21 protein-coding genes are annotated in these 25,725 nt (G+C 72.7%); 19 read left to right on the top strand and 2 right to left on the bottom strand.

The features are described 5' to 3' along the window. Positions 1–9: 9 nt before the first annotated feature. The 3 genes from NCI01_RS04435 to NCI01_RS04445 all read left to right on the top strand — a co-directional run bounded on the left by NCI01_RS04435 (position 10) and on the right by NCI01_RS04445 (position 4,313). On the top strand, positions 10–2,232 hold the full coding sequence (locus tag NCI01_RS04435) for a [protein-PII] uridylyltransferase (protein WP_254180273.1): 2,223 nt from the start codon (positions 10–12) through the stop codon (positions 2,230–2,232). A gap of 129 nt (positions 2,233–2,361) precedes the next feature. Further along, positions 2,362–3,957 carry a signal recognition particle protein gene (ffh, locus tag NCI01_RS04440; protein ID WP_254180274.1) on the top strand — a complete coding sequence of 532 codons (1,596 nt, stop codon included), beginning with the start codon at positions 2,362–2,364 and terminating at the stop codon, positions 3,955–3,957. Further along, the gene (locus NCI01_RS04445) at positions 3,954–4,313 is read left to right on the top strand and encodes an NYN domain-containing protein (protein WP_254180275.1); all 360 of its coding nucleotides are present in this window, start codon (positions 3,954–3,956) and stop codon (positions 4,311–4,313) included. The genes ffh and NCI01_RS04445 overlap by 4 nt, the downstream gene beginning before the upstream one ends. Here NCI01_RS04445 and NCI01_RS04450 read toward each other — a convergent pair. Continuing rightward, entirely contained in the window at positions 4,282–11,997 is a 7,716-nt protein-coding gene (locus tag NCI01_RS04450; protein ID WP_254180276.1) for a DUF4082 domain-containing protein, read from the bottom strand. The two genes, NCI01_RS04445 and NCI01_RS04450, sit on opposite strands and share 32 nt — an antisense overlap. 157 nt (positions 11,998–12,154) lie before the next feature. On the opposite strand from NCI01_RS04450, the gene NCI01_RS04455 reads away from it, so the two are divergent. Further along, positions 12,155–13,237 carry an amidohydrolase family protein gene (locus tag NCI01_RS04455; RefSeq protein WP_254180277.1) on the top strand — a complete coding sequence of 361 codons (1,083 nt, stop codon included), beginning with the start codon at positions 12,155–12,157 and terminating at the stop codon, positions 13,235–13,237. Positions 13,238–13,303: 66 nt separating this feature from the next. Here the strand turns inward: NCI01_RS04455 and NCI01_RS04460 are convergent, their stop codons facing one another. Continuing rightward, entirely contained in the window at positions 13,304–13,879 is a 576-nt protein-coding gene (locus tag NCI01_RS04460) for a hypothetical protein (RefSeq protein WP_254180278.1), read from the bottom strand. A 211-nt stretch (positions 13,880–14,090) separates the two neighbouring features. On the opposite strand from NCI01_RS04460, the gene NCI01_RS04465 reads away from it, so the two are divergent. The 15 genes from NCI01_RS04465 (at position 14,091) to dprA (ending at position 25,716) form a co-directional block, all read left to right on the top strand. Next, positions 14,091–14,753: a GNAT family N-acetyltransferase gene (locus NCI01_RS04465; protein ID WP_254180279.1), complete on the top strand. Its 663-nt coding sequence runs from the start codon at positions 14,091–14,093 to the stop codon at positions 14,751–14,753. 68 nt (positions 14,754–14,821) lie between these two features. After that, positions 14,822–15,313, top strand: a complete 492-nt coding sequence (locus NCI01_RS04470) for an RNA polymerase sigma factor (protein ID WP_254180280.1) — start codon at positions 14,822–14,824, stop codon at positions 15,311–15,313. Continuing rightward, positions 15,300–15,971, top strand: a complete 672-nt coding sequence (locus tag NCI01_RS04475; protein WP_254180281.1) for a hypothetical protein — start codon at positions 15,300–15,302, stop codon at positions 15,969–15,971. Before NCI01_RS04470 ends, NCI01_RS04475 begins: the two co-directional genes overlap by 14 nt. 63 nt (positions 15,972–16,034) lie before the next feature. Further along, positions 16,035–16,691 (top strand): hypothetical protein, encoded by a 657-nt coding sequence (locus tag NCI01_RS04480; protein ID WP_254180282.1) that lies wholly within the window; start codon positions 16,035–16,037, stop codon positions 16,689–16,691. Positions 16,692–16,860: 169 nt separating this feature from the next. Further along, entirely contained in the window at positions 16,861–17,406 is a 546-nt protein-coding gene (gene rpsP, locus NCI01_RS04485) for a 30S ribosomal protein S16 (RefSeq protein WP_254180283.1), read from the top strand. Positions 17,407–17,408: 2 nt separating this feature from the next. Further along, positions 17,409–17,651, top strand: coding sequence for an RNA-binding protein (locus tag NCI01_RS04490; RefSeq protein WP_091196877.1), 243 nt, complete (start codon positions 17,409–17,411; stop codon positions 17,649–17,651). 286 nt (positions 17,652–17,937) lie between these two features. Further along, positions 17,938–18,516: a ribosome maturation factor RimM gene (gene rimM / locus NCI01_RS04495; RefSeq protein ID WP_254180284.1), complete on the top strand. Its 579-nt coding sequence runs from the start codon at positions 17,938–17,940 to the stop codon at positions 18,514–18,516. Further along, on the top strand, positions 18,513–19,691 hold the full coding sequence (trmD, locus tag NCI01_RS22570; RefSeq protein WP_254180285.1) for a tRNA (guanosine(37)-N1)-methyltransferase TrmD: 1,179 nt from the start codon (positions 18,513–18,515) through the stop codon (positions 19,689–19,691). Before rimM ends, trmD begins: the two co-directional genes overlap by 4 nt. 199 nt (positions 19,692–19,890) lie before the next feature. Beyond that, positions 19,891–20,241, top strand: a complete 351-nt coding sequence (gene rplS / locus NCI01_RS04505) for a 50S ribosomal protein L19 (RefSeq protein WP_129454738.1) — start codon at positions 19,891–19,893, stop codon at positions 20,239–20,241. Between the two features lie 147 nt (positions 20,242–20,388). Beyond that, positions 20,389–21,156, top strand: coding sequence for a signal peptidase I (lepB, locus tag NCI01_RS04510; RefSeq protein ID WP_254180286.1), 768 nt, complete (start codon positions 20,389–20,391; stop codon positions 21,154–21,156). A gap of 41 nt (positions 21,157–21,197) precedes the next feature. Next, entirely contained in the window at positions 21,198–21,899 is a 702-nt protein-coding gene (locus tag NCI01_RS04515; RefSeq protein ID WP_254180764.1) for a ribonuclease HII, read from the top strand. After that, the gene (locus NCI01_RS04520; protein WP_254180287.1) at positions 21,896–22,204 is read left to right on the top strand and encodes a DUF2469 domain-containing protein; all 309 of its coding nucleotides are present in this window, start codon (positions 21,896–21,898) and stop codon (positions 22,202–22,204) included. Before NCI01_RS04515 ends, NCI01_RS04520 begins: the two co-directional genes overlap by 4 nt. A 337-nt stretch (positions 22,205–22,541) precedes the next feature. Then, the gene (locus NCI01_RS04525) at positions 22,542–22,943 is read left to right on the top strand and encodes a YraN family protein (RefSeq protein WP_254180288.1); all 402 of its coding nucleotides are present in this window, start codon (positions 22,542–22,544) and stop codon (positions 22,941–22,943) included. Continuing rightward, entirely contained in the window at positions 22,943–24,544 is a 1,602-nt protein-coding gene (locus NCI01_RS04530; protein WP_254180289.1) for a YifB family Mg chelatase-like AAA ATPase, read from the top strand. Before NCI01_RS04525 ends, NCI01_RS04530 begins: the two co-directional genes overlap by 1 nt. Further along, entirely contained in the window at positions 24,541–25,716 is a 1,176-nt protein-coding gene (gene dprA / locus NCI01_RS04535; protein WP_254180290.1) for a DNA-processing protein DprA, read from the top strand. The genes NCI01_RS04530 and dprA overlap by 4 nt, the downstream gene beginning before the upstream one ends. The last annotated feature ends 9 nt before the right edge of the window (positions 25,717–25,725 follow it).

Raw genomic sequence — 25,725 nt, forward strand, 5'->3', positions numbered from 1 at the left:
GATCCTCCCGTGACCGCAGCAGGACGCCAGACCAGGGCCGCCTCGGCCGACGAGCTCTGCCGGGAGGCGTACGCCGCCGCCGGCGGGCCCGCCGCCGGGGTGGCCCTGGTCGCCGTCGGGGGGTACGGGCGCGGCGAGCTCGCGCCGCACTCCGACCTCGACGTCGTCCTGGTCCACGAGGACGGCCTCGACATCGGCGACCTGGGGGCCACCCTCTGGTACCCCCTGTGGGACTCCGGGCGCCGGCTCGACCACTCGGTCCGCTCGATGGCCGAGGTGCTCGAGGCGGCGGCCGACCTGCGGGTGGCGCTCGGGCTGCTCGACGCCCGCCACCTCGCCGGCGACCCGGGCCTGAGCCTCCGGCTGCGCACCACGATGCTGGCCGACTGGCGCCGCCAGGCCCGGACCCGGCTGCCGGAGCTGAGGGCGATGACCCGCAAGCGCCACGACGTCACCGGCGAGCTCGCCCACGCGTCGGTGCCGGACGTCAAGGAGGCCGAGGGGGGCCTGCGGGACGCCGGCGTGCTCAAGGCGATCGAGGCCAGCTGGCTCGTCGACGCGTCCACCCCGGCGCTCGAGGCGGCGCGGCAGATGCTCCTGGACGTCCGTGACGAGGTGCAGGACCTCGCCGGCCGCCCGGCCGACCGCATCGCCCCCGAGATGTGGGATCCGCTGGCCCAGCGCCTCGGGCTCGCCGACGCCGAGGCGGCCCAGCGCCACGTCCGCTCCCTCGGGCGCCGCATCGGGCACCTGTCCCGCCTGGCGTGGCGACGCACGGACGCCGTCATGGCCCGGCCGACGGGGGAGCGGGGTCGCAGGACGCCCGCGCTCGAACGGATCGCCCCCGGCATCGCCCTCTCGCGTGGCGAGGTCGTCCTCGACGCCGGCACGCGGCCCGGTGACGACCCCACGCTGCTGCTGCGCGCCGCGGCGGAGGCCGCGAGCCGCGACGCGGTGCTCGCCCCCACCACCGCCGCCCGCCTCGTGCGGGAGGGCGCGCCCCTGCCCGTGCCGTGGCCGGCTCCCGCCCGCGACGCGCTCGTCCGCCTGCTCGCCGGCGGGCCGGGGCTGCTGCCGGTCTGGGAGACGCTCGACGAGGTCGAGGGCATCGAGACCTTCCTGCCCGAGTGGGAGCAGATCCGGCTGCTGCCGCACGCCTCGGCCATCCACCGCTTCACCGTGGACCGGCACGTGGTCGAGACGTGCGCGGAGGCCGGCGCGCTGATCCGCAGCGTCCGCCGCCCGGACCTGCTCCTGGTGGCGGCCCTCCTGCACGACATCGGCAAGGGCTCGCTGCAGGACCACTCGGTGGCCGGCGAGCCGCTGGCCCGCAAGGTCGTGGCCCGGATGGGCTTCACCGACCTCGACGCCGAGGTGGTCGCGTCCCTGGTGCGCTGGCACCTCCTCCTCGCCGACCTCGCGACCACCCGCGACCCCGACGACCCGGCCACCACCGCCGAGCTGCTCACCCACGTCCCCGACGCGGCCAGCCTGGAGCTCCTGCGCGCCCTCACCGAGGCCGACGCCAGGGCCGCGTCGCCCGCGGCCTGGACCACGTGGCGCGCCTCCTTGGTCGACCGGCTCGTCTCCCGGGCCGGACAGGCGCTGGGCGCCGACATCGCGCACGTCGCCCCGGTCGGGTCGCTGGCGGTCCCCGAGGCCGTACGACGTGACCCCGCCGCCGTCGCCGTCGAGATCACCCCGCACGAGGTGGGCGCCACCGTCACGGTGGTCGCGGCGGACCGGGTCGGCCTGCTCGCCGACGTCGCCGGCGGCCTCGCAGCGCTGCGCGTGCCGGTCCACGCGGCCCGCGCGTGGGCGCAGGTCGACGCCGACGGCGAGTGGGGCGTCAGCGCCTGGGAGGTGCCCGACGCCTACCTCGACGCCAGCGTCGTCCGCGAGCGGATCCGTCGCGTCGTCGAGGGCACCCAGCGGCTGCCCGACCTGCCCGCACGACCGGACGGCGAGCTGCCACCCATCGTGGAGGTCCGCCCCGACGCCTCGCGCACCTCGCTCGTGCTCGAGATCCGGACCTCCGACCGGCCGGGCGTGGTCCACCGCGTGCTCACCACGCTCGCCGGGCTGGGGCTGACGGTCGCGTCCGCCCACGTCTCGACGCTCGGACCCCAGGCGGTGGACGTCTTCTACGTCCAGGAGGTCGGCGGGGTGCGCCCGACCGAGGAGCGGGCCGCGGCCGCCGCCCACGCCGTCCGCACGGCGCTCGGCGGCTGAGCGCGGGCGGACTCAGCTCGTCGGCTGAGCCCCAGCGGGGTGTGGCCGTTAGTCTTGGTCGTCGTACCAGACGCTCACCCGCCCTGGTCCACCCTGATCCACCACCGATGCGAGGGACAGACCCACACCGTGTTCGCCACACTCTCCGACCGCCTTGCCGACACCTTCAAGAACCTCCGCGGCAAGGGTCGGCTCTCCGAGGCCGACATCGACGCCACCGCGCGTGAGATCCGCATCGCGCTGCTGGAGGCCGACGTCGCGCTGCCGGTGGTGAAGGAGTTCGTCGGCGCGGTCAAGGAGCGGGCCCGCTCCGAGGAGGTCAGCGGCGCCCTCAACCCCGCGCAGCAGATCATCAAGATCGTCCACGAGGAGCTCGTCACGATCCTCGGCGGCGAGACCCGCCGCCTGCGCTACGCCAAGTCCGGCCCGACCGTCATCATGCTCGCCGGCCTCCAGGGTGCCGGCAAGACGACGCTCGCGGCCAAGCTCGCGCTCTGGCTCAAGGACCAGGACAAGACGCCGATGCTCGTCGCGGCCGACCTCCAGCGCCCCAACGCCGTCCAGCAGCTGCAGGTCAACGGCGAGCGCGTCGGCGTGCCCGTCTTCGCGCCCGAGCCCGGCAACACCCAGGGGGTCGAGCACGGCGGCGACCCGGTCGCCGTCGCACGCGCCTCCATCGAGGAGGCCAGGCGCAAGCTCCACGACGTCGTCATCATCGACACCGCCGGCCGCCTCGGCGTCGACGCTGAGCTGATGAAGCAGGCCGCCGACATCCGCGACGCCGTGCAGCCCGACGAGGTGCTCTTCGTGGTCGACGCGATGATCGGCCAGGACGCGGTCACCACCGCGCAGGCCTTCCTCGACGGCGTCGGCTACGACGGCGTCGTGCTCACCAAGCTCGACGGTGACGCCCGCGGTGGTGCCGCGCTGTCGATCCGCTCCATCACCGGCAAGCCGGTCATGTTCGCCTCCAGCGGCGAGAAGATGACCGACTTCGACCTCTTCCACCCCGACCGGATGGCCTCGCGCATCCTCGACATGGGCGACATGCTCACCCTGATCGAGCAGGCCGAGAAGGCGTTCGACTCCGAGCAGTCGCTGAAGGCGGCGGAGAAGCTCGCCACCAAGGGCGGCTTCACGCTGGAGGACTTCCTCCAGCAGATGATGCAGATCCGCAAGCTCGGCTCGATGACGAAGATCATGGGGATGCTCCCCGGCATGGGGCAGTTCCGTGACCAGCTCGAGAACTTCGACGAGCGCGAGATCGACCGCATCCAGGCGATCATCCAGTCGATGACGCCCGCCGAGCGCGACAACCCGAAGATCATCGACGGCTCGCGCCGTGCGCGCATCGCAGCGGGTTCGGGGCGCCAGGTCTCCGACGTCAACCAGCTCGTCGACCGCTTCTTCGAGGCGCGCAAGATGATGGAGTCGATGGCACGCGGCGGTGGGGTGCCCGGGATGCCGGGCATGCCCGGGATGCCCGGTCTCGGCGGAGGCAAGCGCGCGGGCGCCCGCCAGGCCTCGCAGGCCAAGGGCAAGAAGGGCAAGAAGCGCGTCTCGGGCAACCCGGCGAAGGCCGCGCAGCAGAAGGCCCAGCAGAAGGCCGCGTCGGCCGACAAGGCCGCCAACCCCTTCGGCAACCCCGACGGCGCCGATGTCGACTACGAGAAGGCTGCCGAGCAGCTCAACCTGCCCAAGGACTTCTCCCAGTTCCTCAAGTGACCACCCTGGTCGTCGACGGCGCCAACGTCGTCGGGTCCGTGCCCGACGGCTGGTGGAAGGACCGCGCGGGCGCGGCTCGCCGCCTGCACGAGCGGCTCCTGGTCGCCGACACGCCGTACGACGAGATCGTGCTGGTGCTGGAGGGGCAGGCCAAGGGCGGCGTGCGCGCCGGCCGGGACGCCCACGTGCTCACGGTGCACGCCGCGCGGGACGGGGACGCCGCGATCATCGAGCAGGCGCGTCGTGCCGGCGAGTCGGGTGGCCAGGTGGTCGTGGTGACCGCCGACCGCGCGCTGGCCGCCAACGTCGCGCCCGCGCAGGTGCTCAGCCCGTCCTGGCTGCTCGACCGGCTGTGACGCGCGGCTCAGTGCCGGCCGGGCCCCCGGTGCGGGTGAGCCCGATGCCGCGCACCGTGGGCAGCGAGTTCGAGCCGGCGGACAGGTGGACGGCGTACTGCACGTAGCGCCCGTCCAGCTCGAGGCCGACCCCGGGGGCCGCCAGCCGCCAGTCCGACCACGTGCCGTCAGGGCTCGGCCGGTCGCCGGCGCGGACCCGCACCAGGATCCGCGAGCCCCGTGGCTCGTCGGCGTCGAGGACGAGCCGCCGCCAGCCCGCCTTGCGCCCGGAGTCGACCACCCGTGAGGTGTAGGTGCCCGATCCCGGCCCGCTCAGGGTGAGCGAGCCCAGCCCGCGACCGTCGAGCCGCGACCGGCCGTCGGTCTCGCCGGTGCGGAAGTCCTCGACGGTGAACATGGCCATCCCCGGCGCGAGCGACCGGAAGCGCACCGTCCGGGCCGGCGCGGCGTTCCCGGCTGCGTCGCTCGACCCGACGCGGACCGTGTAGCCGCGACGGGGCGCGAGTCCCGTCACCACCACGACGTGCCGGCGCGACAGCCGGTCGTCGAGGCCCAGGCCGTCGAGGGCGCGGCCGGACCGGCCGTAGCGGGCCCGCGATGTGGCGGGCTCGTCGGTGCGCCAGGTGATGCGCGCCGTGCCGTCGGGCATCGGGCGGACCCGGACACCACCGATGCTGGGCGGACGTCGGTCCGCACCGGGCGTGGTGAAGGTCGCGGGTGCCGCACCCCTCGCCGGCCACCGGACGACGCCGCCGTCCGGGCCTCGCGTCTCCACGACGTAGTGGTAGCGCGTCGCCGGGTCGAGGCCGTCGAGCTCGGCGAGGTGCTCGGTGGTGCGTCCGTTCACGACCACTTCCTCGTCCAGTGCGGCGGGCGAAGTGCCGAGCCGCACGACGGTCGTCCCGGGGTCGCTCGTCGTCCACGTGAGCGAGGTCGTGCCGGCGTCGTCCGTGGTCGCCCTCGCCGCGGTGACCTGGTTGGTGCCACCGGCCGGCGCGTACGTCGCCTGGTGGGCGCCGCCGACGGCCGCGAACACGGCGTACTGCTGGCCCTTGACGGTCATCGTCGTGAAGGGCACCGAGGTGCTGCCGCGACGGACCCCCGTCAGCGTGGCGCCGCCCGGGCCGGTGGTCGGCAGCATCGCCGTCAGGCCGGTGGCACCGACCCCCACGCCGACCGTGAAGGACAGCGTGCCACCGCTCCACGAGAGCCCCGAGAACGATGAGCCGTTGCGGCCGTCCGTCCAGGTGAGCAACTGGCGGGAGGTGATCACGGGCACGTTGCGTGACTGCGCCGAGGCCAGCACCTGGGTGTCCTCGTAGGTCGACGCGGCGTCGGTGTGCAGGTTGGCGGTGAAGGCGCCGTAGTAGCCCTGGCTCCCGAGCGCACGGTCGAGCAGCGTGTTCGGCGTGAACGGATAGCTCTGTCCGGACTCGTCGGTCATGTTGGTGTTGGCCTGGAAGACGTCGATCATCGAGCCATCGGTGTCGGTGAAACGCATCGGCATGCCCGAGCCGTTCATGAAGCCGGGCCGGTCCGCGATCCAGGAGCCCGGGTAGTAGTAGTAGTTCGTGTCGAGCCGGATCCCCGAGGCGAGCTCGGCCTTGGCCTGGGAGACCCAGTCGCTCCACACGATGCAGTGGTAGCGGTTGGTCGTCGGTGCGGGGAGCGAGGTGTACTTGGCGCGCCAGCTGCTGAGCTGGCTGGTGTAGGTGTCCAGCAGGCCCTGGTACGACGTGAAGTTGGCGCAGCCGTTCTGCGGGTGCAGCCCCACCTCGAAGCCCTGCCCGTCGAACGATGCGGCCTGGGTGTTCGTCATCGGCGTGCTCGGGTAGACGTAGGACGTGAAGCGGGGACACTCCCACCGGGCTACGGAGCATCCGGAGGGGCTGGCGGCCGCGTAGGTGCTGAACCGGCCCGGCGTGCCACCGTTGCCGTGGTCGTCCCCGGTCGCCACGACGACGGCCTTGTGGCTCCCCGGGAAGTACCAGAACCGGGGCATGGGCAGCCGGTCGCGAGCGGCGACGGTGACGAGGTTGGCCAGCAACCGCTGCTGCTCGTCCGCCTGGGGGATGTGGGCCTTGGCGAGGTTGACCCAGTCGGTCGCTGACCCGCCGAAGAAGAGGTCGTTCGAGCGGTTCGGCGAGGCGCCGTCTCGGTCCTGACCGGCCCAGGCGAGGTTGCCCTGCCTGGTCGCGATCACCGACCGGGCGAGGTCGAAGGCAAAGGTGGCGACCTGCCCGCCGCTGGTGCCCACGCTCCGCAGCGTCACGGCGGGAAGCCCGGTGCTCGTCGTGGCGTTCGAGTAGAGCGTCGCGACGGCGGTGGCGCCGTTGAGGGAGTAGCGGTTGGCGGACCCGTGGAACTGCATGGTCTCGGTGGTGATCCCGGCGCCGGGCTCGACGGCGGCGTTGACCGCGAGGTAGCCGTCGGTGACGGTGCCGGTCTGCGCGGTGATGCCGGCGAGGGAGTACAGCCGGCTGTCCGGTCGCATGGCGACGAGGTTGCCGCCGGCATCCACCCAGTCGGTGAGCGCCGTCACTTGGGCGTCGGTGAGTGCCACGTCGCCGAGGACGACCACTGCGTACGGCGCCAGGGTGGTCGCGCTGAGCGTCGACACCCGTACGTTCGCGAACTCGTTGAGCCCCTCGGCCCGCAGGATCTCGCCGAGGTAGGACGTCGACGGGTTGCCGGTGCTGGTGACGACCGCGATCGGGCCGCCCGGACCGTCCTCGATCCCGGGCGGGGGCGCGGCGGAGGTCTGGAAGGACCAGGAGACCGGCGCCATGGTGTTCCCGGCCGCGTCCTGCGCGCCACTGACCTCCACGGTGTACGACGTGGAGTAGCCGAGGTCGATCGACGGGGTGAGGGTGGCGGTGCGGGTGCCGCTGTCGTAGGCGGTGGAGGACGGGACCACCTGGCCACCGGGACCACGCAGCACCATCGAGACGGTGGACCCGGTGACCGACTCGCTGAAGGCCGCTTGCGGCCGCACGCCGACCGGTACACCGGTGGCGTCGGGAGCCGGTACGCGGCCGTTGAGGGTCGGTGCGGTGGTGTCGGTGGAGTCCTCCTGGAAGACCACGTCGACCCAGTAGTTCTCGGAGTTGTAGCTGAGGCTCGGGAACGTGCTGGCCGTCGAGGTGTAGCGGTAGAGGCCGTTGCCGCCGTCGACGCCGTTCTGCAGGGCTGTCAGCGGGCCGCGAGTGGTGCCGCTGCTGCTGAAGTAGCCGCCGTTGACGACGTACCGGCTCGGCGTGAAGTAGGACGCGACGTAGGTCGTGTTGGCCGTGACCGCGATGGGCGAGCTGAAGGTGGCCTCCTGCCAGCCGCTCGCCGTGCCACCGGTGAAGGTGACCTGGCCCAGCCGGGTGCCGGTGGCGGTCCAGAGGCTGCCGACATGGGTGCCGGTGGCCTGGCTGGGCCGGTAGTAGCGGATGCCGGTGATGAAGCCGGGCGTGTCCGTCCGGAACTTCACGCCCAGCTCGACCGAGCTCGTGTCGGGGTCGGTGGCCGCCGGCACCGCCGACGACGGCCAGATCGTGCAGGGGCACGTGGAGGCGGTGGCGGAGGTGGTGAACGTCCACGACACCGGATCCATCTGGTTGCCGGCGAGGTCCCGGGCCCCGCTCACCGACGCCGTGTAGGTCGTGCTGGCCGACAGGTTGGCGGTCGGGTCGAACGTCACCGTCCGGGTCGTGGCGTCGTACGTCGTCGTGCCAGCCACGGCCGTCGATCCAGGGCCGCGCAGGTCGAAGACCACGGACGCAGCCTGCACCGTCTCGCTGAAGGTGGCCGTCGGGCTCACCGAGGTGGCCACCGCGGTGGTTCCGGGGGCGGGGAAGCGCCCGGTCACCGTGGGCTTGGTGGTGTCCGCCGCAGCGGTGGTGAACGTCCACGTGACGGGGTCGATCAGGTTGCCCGCCGTGTCGCGCACTCCCGAGACGCTCGCGGTGTAGGTGGTGCTGCTCGCGAGGTTCGCGGTCGGGTCGAGCGTCGCGGTGCGGCTGGTCGCGTCGTACGCCGTGGCGCCGGGCACCAGGGTGCCGTCCGGGCCGCGCAGCTCGAGCCCGAGCGTCGACTGCTGCACCGGCTCGGAGAAGGTCGCCGTGACGTCGGTGGCGACGCCCACGCCGGTGGCGCCCGGGGCGGGCGTCCGCGCGGTCACCGTCGGCTTGGTGGTGTCGGGCCCGTCCTCGAAGACGACGTCGACCCAGTAGTTCTCCGAGCCGTAGGTCTGGTCGGGGAAGGCGCCGGCGGTGGAGGTGTAGCGGTAGACCCCGTTGCCGCCGTCGGTGCCGTTCTGCAGGGCGGTGAGGGGGCCGCGGGTCGTCGGCGCCGTGGCGAAGTAGCCCGAGCTCACGGCGTACTTGCCCGGTGTGAAGTACGACGCCACGTAGGTCGTGCCGGCGGTCACCGCGACCGGGTTCGCGAAGGTCGCCTGCTGCCAGCCGCTCGCCGTCTCGCTCGTGAACGTCGCCTGTCCCAGCCGGGTGCCGGTGCGGCTCCACAGCGAGCCGACGTGCGTGCCGGACGTCTGGGTGGGCTTGTAGTAGCGGATGCCGGTGATGAAGCCGTCGGTGCTCGCGCGGAACTTCACGCCCAGCTCCACCGAGCTGTTGTCCGGGTCGGTCGCGGCCGGGGTGGCGGTCGACGGCCAGATGGTGCACGGGCAGCCAGAGGTGACGGCGGCGGTCGTGAAGGACCACGACACCGGCTGCATCTGGTTGCCCGAGGCGTCACGGGCACCGCTCACGGTGGCGGTGTAGCCGGTGCTCGCGGCCAGGTTGCTGCCCGGGTCGAGCGTGGCGGTGCGGGTCGGGCCGTCGTACGTCGTGGTGCCGGGCACCAGCGTGCCGCCCGGGCCGCGCAGCTCGAAGGTGATCGAGGACGCCTGGACGGCCTCGCTGAACGTCGCGGTGGGGGAGACCCCGAGCGCCACGCCCGTCGCCCCCGCCGCGGGGGTGCGGCCGGTCACGGTCGGGCTCGTGGTGTCCGGTGCGTCGGTGGTGAAGGACCACGTGACCGCGTCCATCTGGTTGCCCGCGACGTCCCGCGCGCCGCTCAGCGCCGCCGTGTAGGTGGTGCTGGCCGCAAGGGCGGCGCTCGGACGCAGGGTCGCGGTGCGGCTCGTGGCGTCGTACGACGTCGTCGCCGGCACCACCGCGCCGCCGGGCGCGCGCAGCTCGAAGGCGATGCTCGACTGCTGCACGGCCTCAGAGAACGTGGCGGTCACGTCGGTGCCCATGGCGACCGCGGTGGCGCCGGGGGCGGGGGTGCGGGCGGTGACGGTCGGCTTCGCCGTGTCGTTGGCCTCGGCGTAGACGACGTCGACCCAGTAGTTCTCGGAGTTGTAGCTCTGGTTGGGGAAGGCGCCGGCGGTGGCGGTGTAGCGGTAGACCCCGTTGCCGCCGTCGGTGCCGTTCTGCAGCGCCGTGAGCGGTCCGCGGGTCGTCGGTGCGGTGGCGAAGTAGCCCGAGCTGACGGCGTACTTGCCGGGGGTGAAGTACGACGCCACGTACGTCGTGTTGGCCGTCACCGGGATCGGGTTCGCGAACGACGCCTGCTGCCAGCCGCTGGCCGACTCGTTGGTGAAGGTGGCCTGGCCCAGGCGGGTGCCGGTGCTGCTCCACAGCGACCCGACGTGGGTGCCGGACGTCTGCGTGGGCTTGTAGTAGCGGATCCCGGTGATCAGGCCGTCGGCGCTGGCACGGAACTTCACGCCGAGCTCGACGGCGCTGTTGTCCGGGTCGGTGGCGGCAGGCGTGGCGGTCCCGGGCCAGATCGTGCACGGGCAGGCGGTCGACCCGGTGCCGACGGTCACGGAGGTGGTTGCCGCGGTGCCGAGGCGGGCGCTGTCGTCGACGGCGCGGGCGCGCAGGGTGACCGTGCCGGAGGTCGATGGCGTCCAGGTGTAGGTCCATGACGCCCGGCCGGTGGCCCGCCGCCAGGTGGTGCCGTTGTCGGTCGAGACCTCGACCCCGGCGACGCGGCCGCCGCCGGCGTCGGTGGCGGTGCCGCTGATGGTGACGGGGTTTCCGACGGGGAGCGTCGCCCCTGCGGCCGGCGAGGTGATGGTCGTGGTCGGGGCGGTGGTGTCGGTCGAGGCGGTCGCGGCGGTGAGGCCCGGGCGCAGCGTGTCCGGCTGGACGCCCATGTCGGCGAAGAGGTTCACCGTCGCCTGCTGCGCAGCCGCGTCGGGGGCGGCTGATCCCCGGTCGTGGTTGCCGTCGAGCGCCCACGCCCATTGGATCGTCCCCGCGCTGAAGACGAGGGCCCCGCTCGCGGCCCGGTACGTCGTCATCGCGTGGGTGGCCTGTCCCTGGCTGTAGGAGCTGCCGTAGTCCTGGAGACGGTCACCACTTCCGGTGGTCTGCGAGACGCGGAACGTGCCCGGTGGCCGGAACCCGTTGTCGGGGTCCTCGTCCCACTCGTAGCCGATGACGTTGTCGCCGATCGTCGTGGTCGCTCCAGCGGCGAGCGTGGCCACGCGGGTGTTGCGCCAGAACCGCATCTGACCGTCCGCCTGCCCCACGACCATGTCGATCGCGCAGCAGTTGATCGCGAACCAGGTCCCGGTGAGGCCGTTCTCGGGTCGCCCGCCGTCGGCCGGGGGACTGAACCGCGGGTCGCGCCACGTGCCCGTCCAGGTGTTCGCCAGCGGGTCGATCTTGGCGTTGGCGTGCGTCTCCTTGTAGGACACGAGGGTGCGGTGCGACGTCCCGGACCCGTCGATGCTGTCCTCCCACCTCGTCTTCCAGAAGACCTCGTTGCCCGAGAAGAAGGCCAGGTGGACCCCGGCATCGCGGGCCGCCTCGACGTTGGCCCGCTGGGTGCCCGACCAGTACTCGTCGTGGCCGACGCTCAGGAACGCCTTGTGCTCGAGGAGCTCGGCGCCGCGGCGGGCGGTGTCGACCCCGGAGCTGTAGCTGACGTCGTAGCCGTTGGCCTCGAGGAAGCGCACCATCGGGTACTCGGCGTTGAAGACCCAGTCCTCGGGGGCGTTGCCACGCGTGGTGAACGGGCGGTTGTAGCTGACCTTGTAGGCGCGACCGGCCGGCGATCCCGTGTAGAGGCTGTTGCCGCCATAGGTGTTGTAGGCCTGCCACGTCGTGTCCGAGGTCTGGAACAGCATGTCCGAGCCGCCGTCGTCGTCGCGCACCACGAAGAAGACGTGGCTGGCCCCGGCGGTGCCGTCGGTGCGCACCAGCCTGGCGAAGTAGATGCCCGAGACCGCGGTCGCGGGCACGGCCCAGGACGCGTTCTGGGTCCAGTTGCCGCAGTCGACCAGCCCCGTCGTCGTGTTGGTGAGGCAGTTGGGCTGGTTGTTGAGCACGGTCGGGGTCACGGTCGCGACCCGGCGGGCCCCGTCGCCGCCGTAGTAGCCCATCCGGTAGATGTCGAGCCGGTACGACGACGCGCTGGTGTCGACCTTGAAGCCGATCGTCTGCCCCTGGTCCACGCTCATGTCGGTCGCGAAGCCCTGGATCGAGGAGGACCCGGCACCGGTGACGCCCCACTCGCTCTCGGGGCTCCCCGGCAGGGTGTTCTCGCACGCCACGGGATTGGTCACGGGTGGGTCGCACGGCGCGGCCACCGCGGGGGTGGCGGCGGTGACGATGGCGAGGGTGGTCGACGCGAGGACCAGCGTCACCAGCACTGCAAGACGTCGAGGCACGGGCACGGCTCGCTCCTTCTCCCCGGCCCACGGACCGCTCCGCGAACGCCGACCGCCGCAGGCACCGTGCTCTCCATCGTGATTTCCTGCCCGACCGACGTCATGCCCAGAAGTGGGCATCGAGGTGCACCGGTCGTCCACGTGTGGCGATAGCGTGCCGCGCATGCCCCCCGAGCCAGCCCAGCGCTACCGCGGACCGGTCCTGCCCGACGGCGAGCCGCGCGACCTCTACGTCGTCGCCGGTCGCATCACCTACGAGCCCCAGCCGGGCGCCGACACCGTCGCGGAGGGCTGGATCGTCCCGGGGCTGGTCGACGCGCACTGCCACCTCGGGCTCGACGACTTCGGTGCCACCGACGACGCGGCCACCGAGCAGCAGGCGATCGCCGACCGCGACGGCGGCGCCCTCCTCATCCGCGACGCCGGTTCGGCGGCCGACACCCGCTGGATCCACGACCGCGACGACCTGCCGCGCCTGATCCGGTGCGGGCGGCACATCGCCGCGACCAAGCGCTACATCCGCGGCTACGCCCACGAGGTGGAGCCGGCCGACCTGGCGTCCTACGCCGCGCAGGAGGCCCGCAACGGCGACGGCTGGATCAAGCTCGTCGGCGACTGGATCTCGCGCGACGAGGGAGACCTCGCGCCGTCGTTCCCGGCGGAGGCCTTCGCCGACGCCATCGCGGCCGCCCACGCCGAGGGCGCGAAGGTGACGGCGCACTGCTTCGGCCACGGGGTGCTGCCCGGCCTGATCGAGGCGGGCATCGACTGCATCGAGCACGGGACCGGGCTGACCGAGGACCTCATCGACGCGATGGTCCAGCACGGCACCCGGCTGGTGCCGACCGTGATGCAGCTCGACAAGTTCCCCGAGCACGCCGCTGCCGGGCAGGACAAGTTCCCGGCCTACGCCGAGACGATGACGGACCTCTACGCCCGCATGCCCGCGACGATCATGGCGGCCTACGAGGCGGGAGTGCCGATCTACGCAGGCTCCGACGGCGGTGGCATCAGTCGCCACGGCAACATCGCGGGGGAGGTCGAGGCGCTCGCGCGGATCGGCGTCCCGGCGCACGACGCGCTCGGCGCGGCGAGCTGGCGCGCGCGGGAGTGGCTCGGCGTCGACGGGCTGACCGAGGGTGCCTCGGCCGACTTCGTCGTCTACGACCGCGACCCGCGTGCCGACCTGTCGGTGCTGCGCACGCCCACGCGCGTGGTGCTCCGCGGCCGCAGCGTCGTCGCCTGAGCCCGACCGACGGCGAGGGGCGGCCACCCGGCTGGGTGACCGCCCCTCACCAGGACGCGACGACGCTCAGGAGGTCTCGGTCTCGCCCTCGAGCTCGGCCTGGGCGGCCGCGAGGTGCTCGCGCGCGGCGCGGATGTCGGCCTTGGTGCTGGTGGCCGTGATGAGCAGCGCGGCGTCCTCGGCGGCAGCGAGGTGCGTGACGGCCTCCGGGTCGGCCGCGGCGGCCTCCTCGAGGCCATCGACCTTCCGCACCACGTTGACGACGATGCGGAAGTTCTCCACGCGGAAGGAGCGCAGCTCCTTGCGGGCGGCCCGGGTGTCGACGGTGCTGTCGGCCGCCTCGACGGTGGCCCCGAGGTCGGTCAGGGCGGTGCGCGCGTCGGTGATGTTGGCGACGACGGCGGCCTCGGTGTCGTCGGCCAGCGACTCGACGGCGTTGCTGGTCGACAGCCGAGCGAGACGCTTGTCCTTGCCCGCGATGTCCTTGAGCAGCTGCTTGGTCTGGGCCTTCACCGTCTTCGCCGGCTTGCCCGGCTTCGTCGGCTTGTCCGGTGCGGCCACGGCGGTGGCGGACAGGGCGGCCGGCGCGACGAGCGCAGCGGTCGCGAGGGCGGTGGCGGCGATGCGCCGGGTGGTGTTCATCGAGAGTGCTCCTGTGGAACTGGGGGGATGGAGTACTTGACGGCGCCCCACTCTGCAGGAGCCGAGTGGTCCAGACAACTCGAGGACAGGCCAACCTGTGAGGTCACTTCGAGCCATGGCGACCGGGCTCGGCGTGTGGTAGCAGGGCGCTGGTGGGAGCGACGTCGTAAACGATTTGAGCCGCCAGGTCCCGGCGGGGTGGGATGGTCCCATGAGCACCCTCGTCGACCTCTTCCCGCCCGTGGGCCTACGCGTGCAGGCCGGACCGCTCGAGCTGCGGGGACTGTCCGACGACCTGATCGTCGAGCTGAGCGACCTCGCGGAGCAGGGCATCCACCCGCCCGACGAGATGCCCTTCTACTTCCCCTGGACCGCAGCCCCGCCCGGTGAGCTCGCCCGCAACACGGCGGCCTACCACTGGGGCAAGCGCTCGACCTTCTCCCCGGACGACTTCTGCCTCGACCTCGCCGTGCTCCTCGACGGTCGCGTCATCGGTGCGCAAGGGGTCGCGGCCAGGCACTTCCCCGTGACCCGGACCGGCGAGACCGGGTCGTGGCTCGGCCGCGAGTTCCAGGGCCGCGGGCTCGGGACGGCCATGCGCCGGGCGATGTGCGAGCTGCTCTTCGACCACCTCGGCTTCGAGGAGATCACCTCGGCTGCCTTCCTCGACAACCCGGCGTCGCTCGGCGTCTCCCGCAAGATCGGCTACCAGCCGACCACGGTGCACCGGCTCCAGCGGCGCGAGGGTGAGCTCGCGCTCAACCAGGGCCTCGTGCTGACACCCGAGACCTTCGTCCGGGGCGCCGAGCCGGTCCGGGTCACCGGGGCGGAGGCCGTACGCGCGTTCATCGGCCTCGACGGCGCGCCCGCCTAGCGAGAAGATCGGGGGACGGGTCAACCGTCCGGTGCCCTCGCGGCTGTGTCGTGTCATGGAGGCGTCGCATGCGAGCCGCTGACCAGCAGGAGTACGACTGGTACTTCCGGGCGTGCTTCGCGCCCGTGTCCCGGACGGTGTTCCTGATCGTGCGCGACCGCGACCGTGCCGAGGACATCACGCAGGAGGCGCTCTACCGCCTGCTGCGGCACTGGCGCACCGTGTCGACCTACGAGCGTCCCGAGGCGTGGGTGCGCAGGGTCGCCATCCGGATCGCGGTGCGGGAGGTCCAGCGCGCGGCGGCACGCCCGGAGAAGGAGCGGCTCGCCCAGCAGGTGTCGTACGACGAGCTCCCGGACCCTGACGTGGCGAGGGCCGTGGCCGAGCTGGCGCCCATGCAGCGGGCGGCCGTCGTCCTCTACTACTGGGAGGACCGCCCGGTGCACGAGATCGCCGAGCTGCTGTGCGTGTCGGACTCCACCGTCAAGCAGCACCTGCACCGCGCCAGGCACCGGCTCGCCGTCGCGCTGGGGGAGGAGGTGGGTGATGTCCGTCGATGAGCGCCTGCGTCGTGGGCTCGAGGCCAACGCGACGTCCTTCCACCCGCGGGGCGAGGTCCGGCTCGACCGGCTGCGGCGGCGCCACCGCCGTCGCCGGGCGGTGGCGGTCGCAGCCCTGACGGTGGTGCTGGGGTCGGGCGTCTCGGCCGCCTGGTTCGTCGCCGTGGGCGGTGACGACGGTGCCGGCGGTCCCGGGCGCGGGGTGGAGCCAGCGGCGCCGGTCCCGACGACCCCCACCCCCAGCGCGACCCCCAGCGCCACACCCGGCGCCACCCCCGGTGCCACCGTCCCGGACGCCGACTGGCGCCGCACCGTCACGCGGTCCGAGGCCCGGGCGCTCGGCGTGGGGGCCGACTTCCTCCGGGACAACTTCGGCGATGCCGACCGGCTGCCGCTCGTCCTCAGTCTCGACGGTGCCTTCTACAGCCAGAGCGGTCGCTATCCGGGCGGGTGGTCGGTCGGGGACCGCGGCACCGTGTCGTACGACGCCCGAGGGCGCCTCGTCCTGACCAGCACCGGCTTCGGGTGCTCCGGGTGCACGGTCGCGGTCGCCTGGCGGATCGTCGGTGGCGACCTGCGGCTGGAGGACCCGGACGGTGCGCTGGCTGCCGAGGAGCGGCTGATGGTGGTCGGGTCCTGGTCCAGACAGGAGCAGTGAGGGTCAACCGCCCACCCGCCTGGCGGCTGTTCCCCACGTCACCCAGCCCTGAGGAGCCCTCCCATGAACTCTCTCGTCACGCGTGCCCTCGTCCTGGCCGCCGGCATCGCCTGCGCCGTCCCCGCCGCAGCGGTGGCGGACCGCCCACCCGAGGTCGACCAGTCACTCCTCGTCCCCTCCACGCTCGACTCCGCCTTCGCGCCGTTCACCTGCCGGCTCCGCCCGACGGGGCCGGTGTGCACCGGCGAGCGCCACCTCGACAGCGGGTGGGCGCCCGTCGACCTCCCGTGCCACGTCCCGCTCCACAACAGGTACGTCTCCGACCGCTGGTCGACCCGCTACTACGACCACGACTACCTCAACTACGACCGCCGTGTGCGGATGCACGACGTGGACCACTTCAGCACCTCGCCGGGGGGACCGACGAGCGCCACCATCACCAGCCACGTGCGGTTCTTCGAGCCGTTCGCGGTGCCCGGTGACGCCTCCACCACCACCGTCGTCACCACCGGCACGATCTGGGACGTCGGGCCGGTCGGTGGCCCGTCGATCCTCCGGGTGGTGGGCACCTCGGTCGAGCCGCCCGGGGAGGTCGGCACGTTCACCGGCCACGTCACCCGCGACGGCGTCACGACGCGCTACGAGGACGCGTCGCTCGACGAGGCGATGTCCGAGGACGACCTCTTCGAGGCGGTCTGCCGGGCCACCACGGGCGGCTGAGCGACCGGATTGGTCGCACCCGGCCACCGTCTGGCAGAATCGCTCCTCGTGTCCTGCGCGCCCGGACCCTCTCATCCGAGCACGCAGCGCCCTTCGAAGGACCAGCACCGGTGACCCCACCTGGGAACGGTCCCTCACTCACGACAATTCCTGAGGAGACACCACAAACGTGGCCGTCAAGATTCGCTTGAAGCGCCTGGGCAAGATCCGGGTGCCGCAGTACCGCATCGTCGTCGTCGACTCGCGCAAGAAGCGCGACGGCCGGGTGCTCGAGGAGATCGGCAAGTACCACCCCAAGGAGGAGCCCTCGCTCATCGAGGTGACCTCCGACCGGGCGCAGTACTGGCTCGGCGTGGGCGCGCAGCCCTCCGAGGCCGTGGAGGCGATCCTCAAGGTCACCGGTGACTGGCAGAAGTTCAAGGGCCTGCCGGGCACCGAGGGCACCCTCAAGGTCAAGGAGCCCAAGCGCTCCAAGCTCGACATCTTCAACGAGGCCCTCAAGGAGGTGTCCGCCGAGTCGAAGGGCTCCGCGACCACCACCAAGAAGAAGGCCGAGAAGAAGGCCGAGGAGCCGGCCGCCGCCGAGGCGCCTGCCGAGGTCCCGGCCTCCGAGACGCCCGAGGGCGCCGCGGACGCCAACGCCGACCTCGAGAACGTCACGGCTGAGGACGCAGGCAAGAACACCTCCGGCGTCGACGCGGACAAGCAGGCCTGATCATGCTGGCCGAGGCTCTCGAGCACCTGGTGCGTGGCATCGTCGACCACCCCGACGACGTCGTCGTCCGCGACAAGCAGCTGCGTCGCGGCTCGATCCTCGAGGTCCGGGTGCACCCCGACGACCTCGGCAAGGTGATCGGCCGCAACGGCCGCACCGCGACCGCCTTCCGCACCGTCGTCTCGGCCCTCGCGGGCCGCGGCGGTGCCCGGGTCGACTTCGTCGACACCGACCGACGGCGGTAGCAGCCCGCACCTGCCGGTGTCGACGAAGCATCTGAAACAGCGTCGACACCGACCGACGGCGGTAGAGCCGGCGGTAGCCAGCACAGCTCAGCAGACCGGCCCGGTGGAGATCTCGGATCTCCACCGGGCCGGTGTCATTTCCTGACACCGGGGAGCCTCGTCCCGACATGTCGAGGACGACCTTCCCCGCTGATCCCGCGCCAGTCGGCGGCGCTCGCCCGGCGGCGCCGACCGTCGCGGTCGAGTCGCGGGGGGACTCGTGCGCAAGCCCCTCTACCCTGAGGCCGTGAGCGATCAAGAGCAGGGTGACATCGAGGTCGTGGTCGGCCGCATCGGCAAGCCGCACGGCATCCGCGGCGAGGTCACCCTCGACGTACGCACCGACGAGCCCGAGCGTCGCTTCGCCCCCGGTACGACGCTGCGCGCCGAGGCCCCCGCCGGGGCGGACCGGCGGCCGTCGAGCCTCACCGTCTCTCGCGCGCGGTGGCACCAGAGCACGCTCCTGGTGACCTTCGAGGAGCTGGCCGACCGCAGCGCGGCGGAGGCCGCTCGCGGCACCGTCCTGCACGCCACCATCGGCCACGACGAGACCCCGGAGGACCCGGACGAGTTCTACGACCACCAGCTCGTCGGCCTCGACGTCGTCGACGTCGACGGCACGCCGCTGGGCACGGTCAAGGCCCTGGTCCACGGCTCGGCGCAGGACCTGCTGACCGTCCGCACGGCCGACGGTCGTGACGCGCTCGTGCCGTTCGTGACGGCGCTCGTCCCGGAGGTGGACCTCGAGGCCGGTCGTGTCGTGGTCGCCGACCGCCCGGGCCTGGTGTCGCCCTTCCCCGACGACGCGGACGAGGCCCGTCCGTGAGGATCGACGTCGTCACGATCTTCCCCGACTACCTCGCCCCGCTCGACCTGAGCCTGCCGGGCAAGGCCCGCGACAAGGGCCTGCTCGACCTCGCGGTGCACGACCTGCGTCAGTGGACGACCGACCGCCACCACACCGTCGACGACACGCCCTACGGCGGCGGCGCCGGCATGGTGATGAAGCCCGAGCCCTGGGGGCAGGCGCTGGACGCGGTCGCGCGGGGCGCGACCATCGTCTTCACCACTCCGAGCGGCGAGCCCTTCACGCAGGCGCTCGCCCACGAGCTGAGCGAGGAGGACCACCTCGTCTTCGCCTGCGGCCGCTACGAGGGCATCGACCAGCGGGTCGTCGAGCACGCCGCCACGCTCGGCACCGTGCGCGAGATCTCTCTTGGCGACTACGTCCTCAACGGCGGCGAGGTGGCCGCCCTGGCGATCACCGAGGCGGTCGTGCGCCTGCTGCCCGGCTTCATGGGCAACGCCGAGTCGCTGGTCGAGGAGTCCCACGCCGACGGCCTGCTCGAGTACCCCGTCTACACCAAGCCGGCCTCCTGGAACGGGCGCGACGTCCCGGAGGTGCTCCTGTCCGGCGACCACGCCCGGATCGCCGCGTGGCGTCGCGAGCAGGCGGCGCGCCGCACGGCTGATCGCCGCCCCGACCTGCTGCCGGCGACGGGACTCGTCGGCGCCCTCGCCGACCTCGACGTGCGCCCTGCCGTCCCCGCCGACGCCGGTGAGCTCTACACACTGCAACGTGCGTGCTGGCTGCAGGAGCTCGAGGCCAACCCGGGCGTGGAGATCCCGGCGCTGCGCGAGTCGCTGGACGACGTACGCCGCGGGCTGGGGGAGTGGACCGTCATGGTCGCGCGCGAGCCGTCGTCGGGCCGCCTGGTCGGGGCCGTCCGGGGTCGCGTCGACGCGCACGGCGAGTGGGACATCGGCCGCGTCATGGTCGCGCCCGACCTCCAGGGCCGGGGTCTCGGGCGCGCGCTGCTCGAGCTGGTCGAGGGACTCGCTCCCGCCGACGTGACGACGTACGTCCTCTTCACCGGGGCGGGGTCGACGGACAACCTGCGGATGTACAAGAGGGCCGGCTTCCGGCTGCGCCCCGACCGCACGGCCCCGCCGGGTGCCGTGGTGCTCACCAAGGACGTCCGGAAGCGGATTTCACGCTGACCGCCACGCTCTGGCAGACTTCACCCTTGGTCCGCTCGAGGCCAGGGACGCCCGGATGCATCAGCCGATGCGCCGCGCCGGGGTCCCGCCGCACCGCACCTGCCACAGGGGGCGCGACGGCCGGCCGCACCGAGCACCAGCCAAGTCCATCACCACCAGAATCCGCGGCTGACCTGTGGCACTCGCGAGGAGCAACGTCATGACCAACGTCATCGCCGACCTCGGCACCGCCATCAAGCGTGACGACGTCCCGGACTTCCGCGCCGGCGACACCGTCAAGGTCCACGTCAAGGTCATCGAGGGCAGCCGCTCGCGTGTCCAGGTCTTCCAGGGCGTCGTGATCCGCGTCCACGGCTCGGGCATCGGCCGCACCTTCACCGTCCGCAAGGTCTCCTTCGGCGTCGGCGTGGAGCGCACCTTCCCGGTCAACTCCCCGATCTTCGAGAAGATCGAGATCGTGACCCGGGGCGACGTGCGCCGTGCCAAGCTCTACTACCTGCGCAACCTGCGCGGCAAGGCCGCCAAGATCAAGGAGCGCCGCGAGGCGTGATCTGTCGCACCGCGTCGCGAGGCGCGAGTTCGACCAGGGACTGGTTAGTCTCTGGAAGTGACTTCTGATGGCCGCGGTTCCTCGTCCCTCTCAGCGGGGGAGGAACCGCGGTCGTCGCGTGCGGGGGAGCAGTCGGAGGATGGCGCGATGAGTGGTCGCACCCAACAGGTGTCGGGGCGGAAGACCGGTCGCAGCAAGCGCAAGCAGCTGCCGCTGTGGCAGGAGACGATCCTGCTGCTGGGCGTCGCGCTGGTGCTCGCGATCGTCATCAAGACCTTCTTCGTCCAGGCCTTCTACATCCCGTCGGAGTCGATGGAGCCGGGCCTGATCCTCAACGACCGGATCCTCATCCAGAAGGTCTCCTACTGGGGTGACGAGGAGCCCGAGCGGGGCGACGTCGTGGTCTTCAAGGACCCGGGTGGCTGGCTGCCGCCGGTCGACTCGGCCGGTCCGACCAACCCCGTCGCCAAGGTCATGGCCAAGATCGGGCTCTACCCGACCGGTGGCCACCTCGTGAAGCGCGTCATCGGCGTCGCCGGCGACACCATCGAGTGCTGCGACGACCAGGGACGTCTCGTGGTCAACGGGCAGCCGCTCGACGAGTCCGACTACGTCAAGCGCGGGGGTGCGAGCTGCAACGGCCCGATGCCGACCAACGGCGCCTGCGACGAGAAGTGGAGCGTGGGTCCCATCCCCGACGGCCACATCTTCGTCATGGGCGACAACCGCTCGCGCTCGGCCGACAGCTCGCAGAAGATGTGCCAGTCCGACGAGACCGAGTGCGTGCCGGGCGACGAGTTCGTCCCGGTCGACCTGGTCGTCGGCAAGGTCTTCGTGCTGCTGTGGCCCGCCGACCGCTTCCGCTGGAACACCCGTCCGGCCACGTTCGAGGACGTGCCGGACCCGACCCCGTGACGCCCTCGCCCCAGCCGCCGCCCGCGCCCCTGCCGGGCGGGGTGACCGTGCGACGCGACGCCGGGATCTACGGCTACGAGCGCGCCCTGAGGCGGGCCGGGCTGGAGCCGATCGCGGGCGTCGACGAGGCGGGTCGGGGTGCGTGCGCCGGGCCCCTGGTCGCGGGCGCCGTGATCCTCCCGCCGGGCAAGGCGGGCACCGTGCCCGGCCTGGCCGACAGCAAGCTGCTCACCGAGGCGGCCCGGGAGCGCGTCTACGCGCAGGTCGTCAAGCGGGCCCTGGCGTGGTCGGTCGTCGTGATCGACAACGAGGAGTGCGACCGCCTCGGCATGCACGTGGCCAACCTCGAGGCGCTGCGGCGCGCGGTCGCCCGCCTCGGGACGCGGCCGTCGTATGTCCTCACCGACGGCTTCCCCGTCGACGGCCTCGGCGTGCCCGGCCTGGCGGTGTGGAAGGGCGACCGGGTCGCTGCCTGCATCGCGGCCGCCTCGGTCGTCGCCAAGGTGACCCGCGACAGGCTGATGGTCGACCTGCACGACCAGTGGCCCCACTACGACTTCCGCACCCACAAGGGCTACATCACCGCCGACCACGAGGCGGCGCTCGCCCGGCACGGCCCGTGCCCGGTGCACCGCATGCGGTTCGTCAACGTACGGCGCGCCGCGGGCCTGGAGCCGGTCGGTGCGGAGGAGGTGGCTAGTCTCGGCCCAGGGCCGGGCAGCACCACCGAGGAGGACCGATGAGCGCCGAGGATCTCGAGAAGTACGAGACCGAGATGGAGCTCACCCTCTATCGCGAGTACCGCGACGTCGTGGGCATCTTCAAGTACGTCGTGGAGACCGACCGCCGCTTCTACCTGTGCAACCAGGTCGACGTGAAGGCCCGCTCCGAGAGCGGCGACGTGTTCTTCGAGGTCTCGATGAGCGACACCTGGGTCTGGGACATGTACCGCCCCGCGCGCTTCGCGAAGAACGTGAAGGTGCTGACGTTCAAGGACGTCAACGTCGAGGAGCTCGCACCGCAGGACATCGACCCGCCCAAGGACTGACCGCTCGTCTGCCGTCAGCCGTCAGCCGTCTGTCCGGGGAGGGCCCGGCACCGGCTGGCGGACTCCCCGCTCGAGTGGGGAGTCCGCCACTTGGTGGCCGTTGCAACCCCCACGAAGTGTCGGACTGCCCCCACAGGTCGTGTCGCCCGGCGCCGATGGCCAGCCGTACGCCGACGGTGCGCGTGTGGCGCGTCGCCGCGGGCCGATGGCCACGAACCGTCCACAGGCGGTCCCCGGAAGCCGTCCTCCACAGCCCCCGCTCCCCGCCGCCCCCCACCGTCGCCGCCGCGCGGTGTGCTGGTTCCTCCCAGAACCTGCCCACCGGAAGGCACCCACGATGGCCCGACGAGCTGCCGCTTCCCCCTTCGCCCGCGACCCCGCTGCCGAGCACCGTCGCCGGCTGGGGGAGCGTGGCGAGACGATCGCGGCGCGACACCTGGCGCGGCTCGGGCTGGTCCTGCTCGACCGCAACTGGCGCTGCGACGCCGGCGAGATCGACCTGGTGCTGCGCGACGGCAACGTCCTGGTGATCTGCGAGGTCAAGACCCGCACGTCCACCGACTACGGCGCGCCGCTGGAGGCGGTCGACCGACGCAAGGCCGACCGCCTGCGACGGCTGGGGGCGCGGTGGCTGCTCGTGCACGACTGCCACCCTGACGACATCCGCATCGACCTGGTGGGCGTGCTGGCCCCGCGCGGGCGACCGGTCGAGGTCGAGCACGTCGAGGGGGTCGGCTGATGGCTTTCGCGACCGCTCGCTCGCTGGCGCTCAAGGGCGCCGACGGGCACGTCATCGACGTCCAGGTCGACGTCTCTCCCGGCCTGGTCAACACCACGATCGTGGGGCGGGTCGACAAGAGCCTGTCGGAGGCGCGCGACCGGGTGCGGATGGCGATCAACAACGACTGCGGCCGGTGGCCTGCGACCAAGCGGGTGACCATCCTGCTCGCCCCCGCCGACCTCCCCAAGAGCGGCACCCACTACGACCTCGCCATCGCCGTGGCGGTGATGGCGGCCGACAAGAAGCACGAGGAGCTGACGCCCGACCTGCTCGAGGGCTGGGCGTTCATCGGCGAGCTGTCGGTCGCCGGTGGCCTGCGTCCGGTGCCCGGCGTGCTGCCGATGGTCATCGCCGCGGCGGCCCACGGCATCACCCGCGTCTTCGTCCCCGAGCCGCAGGCCGGTGAGGCGGGGCTGGTGCCGGGCATGACGGTCTTCGGGGTGCGGTCCCTGTCGCAGGTGTCCGCCGTCCTGCGCGGTGCCGAGGTGCCGGAGGCCGACCCGGTGGTCGGACCGTCGTCGAGCCCGTTGGCGACGTGGCGGGGCGCGGACCGCCTGGCCGACCTCGACCTCCGCGACCTCGACGGTCTCGAGGACGTCCGCTACGCCGTCGAGGTCGCCGCGGCGGGCGGGCACCCCACGATGCTCATCGGTCCTCGCGGGACGGGCAAGACGTCCATCGCCGAGAGGATCCCGACGATCCTGCCCGACCTAACCACCGAGCAGGCGCTCGAGGTGACGGCCCTGCACTCCGTGGCCGGCGTCCTCCCGGAGGGCAGCGGGCTGGTGCGCCGTCCGCCATGGTTCGCCCCGCACCACTCAGCGAGCGCAGCGAGCGTGCTCGGCGGCGGCACCGGCCGGGCGCGGCCCGGGCAGGTCAGCCTCGCCCACCACGGCGTGCTCTTCCTCGACGAGTTCCCCCACTTCCGCTCCGACGTCGTCGAGGCGATGCGGGAGCCGCTCGAGTCCGGCGAGGTGACGATCGCGCGTGGGGAGGAGTCGGCCACCTATCCCGCGCGCTCGCTGGTCGTCCTCGCGGCCAACCCGTGCCCGTGCGGCAACTTCCACGGCCTGTCCGGCGGCAGCTGCGAGTGCGGCGAGGTCGTGCGCTCCCACTACCGCCGCAAGCTCAGCGGCCCGATCCTCGACCGGGTCGACATCTGGATGGAGGTGCGACCGCAGGGCCGGCGCAGGGGGGTGTCCTTCGGCGCCGAACCGGAGTCGTCCGCGGACGTGCGGGCCCGGGTGGCCGAGGCGAGGCTGCGACAGGCCCGCCGCTACCGCGACTGCTCGTGGCTGCTCAACTCGTCCTGTCCCGGCCCGGCCCTGGTGGAGCGCTGGCCGCTGGAGCCCGGGGGCCAGCGTCTCGTCGACAAGGAGCTGTCCGAGGGCAGGCTCACCCGGCGTGGGATGACCCGGGTGCAGCGCCTGGCCTGGACGGTCGCGGATTGTGCCGGTGTGGTGAGACCGGGCGAGCGCGAGGCCGAGATCGCGATGGCGCTGCGGTCCGACGACTGCACGCGCTCGCTGCCCGCGGGCGTCGTGCGAGCGGCGTCATGACGGCGGCGGACCTGCGGTCGATGCCGCCGGGTGAGGAGCCGGTGAGTCAGGTGCTCGAGCGCGAGCGCCTCGCTCGAGTGGCGCTGAGCTGCGCGGTGGAGCCCGGTGACGGTACGACGTCGTCCCTCGTGCGTCAGATCGGCGCGGAGCGCGCGCTCGAGCAGGCGCGGGCCACGAGCGAGGGCGAGCCCGGGGAGATGCTGGCGCAGCGGCTGGCGGAGGTCGACGCGGCCCGCCAGCTCGACCAGGCCGCTCGGTGCGGCATCCGCTTCCTCGTCCCGGGCGACCCCGAGTGGCCCGCCAGCCTCGACCAGCTCGACGACGCCATCACCGCGGACGGGTTCGGGGGCACGCCGCCGGGGCTCTGGGTGAAGGGTCCGATGCCGCTCAACGAGCTCGCCACGTCGGTCGCCGTCGTCGGCTCACGAGCCGCATCGGTCTACGGCGTGGAGATGGCCCGCGCGGTCTGCGAGCACCTCGCCCTCTCCGGTGTGCCGGTCGTCTCGGGCGGCGCACTCGGCATCGACTTCGAGGCGCACGACGCCACGCTGTCCGCCGACGGCGCGACGGCCGCCGTCCTGGCGTGCGGGGTGGACCGGGTCTATCCCGCACAGAACCGACGCCTGCTCCAGCACCTCGCCGCCGAGTTCGCCGTCGTGTCCGAGCAACCACCGGGGTCGGCGCCGACGCGGCCGCGGTTCCTGGCCCGCAACCGGCTGATCGCCGCCATCACCAGCGGCACCGTGGTGGTCGAGGCGGCTCTGCGCAGTGGCGCCCTCAACACCGCCGGGTGGGCCGAGAGCCTCTACCGCCACGTGATGTGCGTGCCGGGCCCGGTCACCAGCTACACCTCGCGCGGCGTCAACAACCTCCTGCGTGAGGGTCGAGGCGCCGTGGTCACCCACGGCTCCGAGGTGCTCGAGCTGATCAGTGCGGCGGGGGACCACCTCGTCGACCCGCCGCGGGGTGAGGAGCGTCCGCGCGACGCGCTCACCCCGACCGAGCGCAACGTCGTGGAGTGGGTGCCGGTCAGCGAGCCGGCGCGGGTGGACTCGATCGCCCGGCTGTGCGGGCTCTCCCTCCGCACGACCGAGGGCGCCCTGCGCCGGCTCCGGTCGAAACGGTTCGTGCAGCTCACCGACGAGGGCTGGCGGCTCGTGCCTGACGCGTGAGGAGCAGTC

This window comes from Nocardioides pinisoli, from assembly GCF_024199985.1.
Taxonomy (GTDB): domain Bacteria; phylum Actinomycetota; class Actinomycetes; order Propionibacteriales; family Nocardioidaceae; genus Nocardioides; species Nocardioides pinisoli.

Coding starts and splice junctions, on each gene's coding strand:
- lepB (WP_254180286.1), top strand. CDS start 20,389: ATGAGTGGTCGCACCCAACAGGTGTCGGGGCGGAAGACCGGTCGCAGC.
- NCI01_RS04460 (WP_254180278.1), bottom strand. CDS start 13,879: ATGAACACCACCCGGCGCATCGCCGCCACCGCCCTCGCGACCGCTGCG.
- NCI01_RS04480 (WP_254180282.1), top strand. CDS start 16,035: ATGAACTCTCTCGTCACGCGTGCCCTCGTCCTGGCCGCCGGCATCGCC.
- NCI01_RS04475 (WP_254180281.1), top strand. CDS start 15,300: ATGTCCGTCGATGAGCGCCTGCGTCGTGGGCTCGAGGCCAACGCGACG.
- NCI01_RS04525 (WP_254180288.1), top strand. CDS start 22,542: ATGGCCCGACGAGCTGCCGCTTCCCCCTTCGCCCGCGACCCCGCTGCC.
- NCI01_RS04490 (WP_091196877.1), top strand. CDS start 17,409: ATGCTGGCCGAGGCTCTCGAGCACCTGGTGCGTGGCATCGTCGACCAC.
- NCI01_RS04530 (WP_254180289.1), top strand. CDS start 22,943: ATGGCTTTCGCGACCGCTCGCTCGCTGGCGCTCAAGGGCGCCGACGGG.
- NCI01_RS04455 (WP_254180277.1), top strand. CDS start 12,155: ATGCCCCCCGAGCCAGCCCAGCGCTACCGCGGACCGGTCCTGCCCGAC.
- NCI01_RS04465 (WP_254180279.1), top strand. CDS start 14,091: ATGAGCACCCTCGTCGACCTCTTCCCGCCCGTGGGCCTACGCGTGCAG.
- NCI01_RS04520 (WP_254180287.1), top strand. CDS start 21,896: ATGAGCGCCGAGGATCTCGAGAAGTACGAGACCGAGATGGAGCTCACC.
- NCI01_RS04470 (WP_254180280.1), top strand. CDS start 14,822: ATGCGAGCCGCTGACCAGCAGGAGTACGACTGGTACTTCCGGGCGTGC.
- dprA (WP_254180290.1), top strand. CDS start 24,541: ATGACGGCGGCGGACCTGCGGTCGATGCCGCCGGGTGAGGAGCCGGTG.
- rplS (WP_129454738.1), top strand. CDS start 19,891: ATGACCAACGTCATCGCCGACCTCGGCACCGCCATCAAGCGTGACGAC.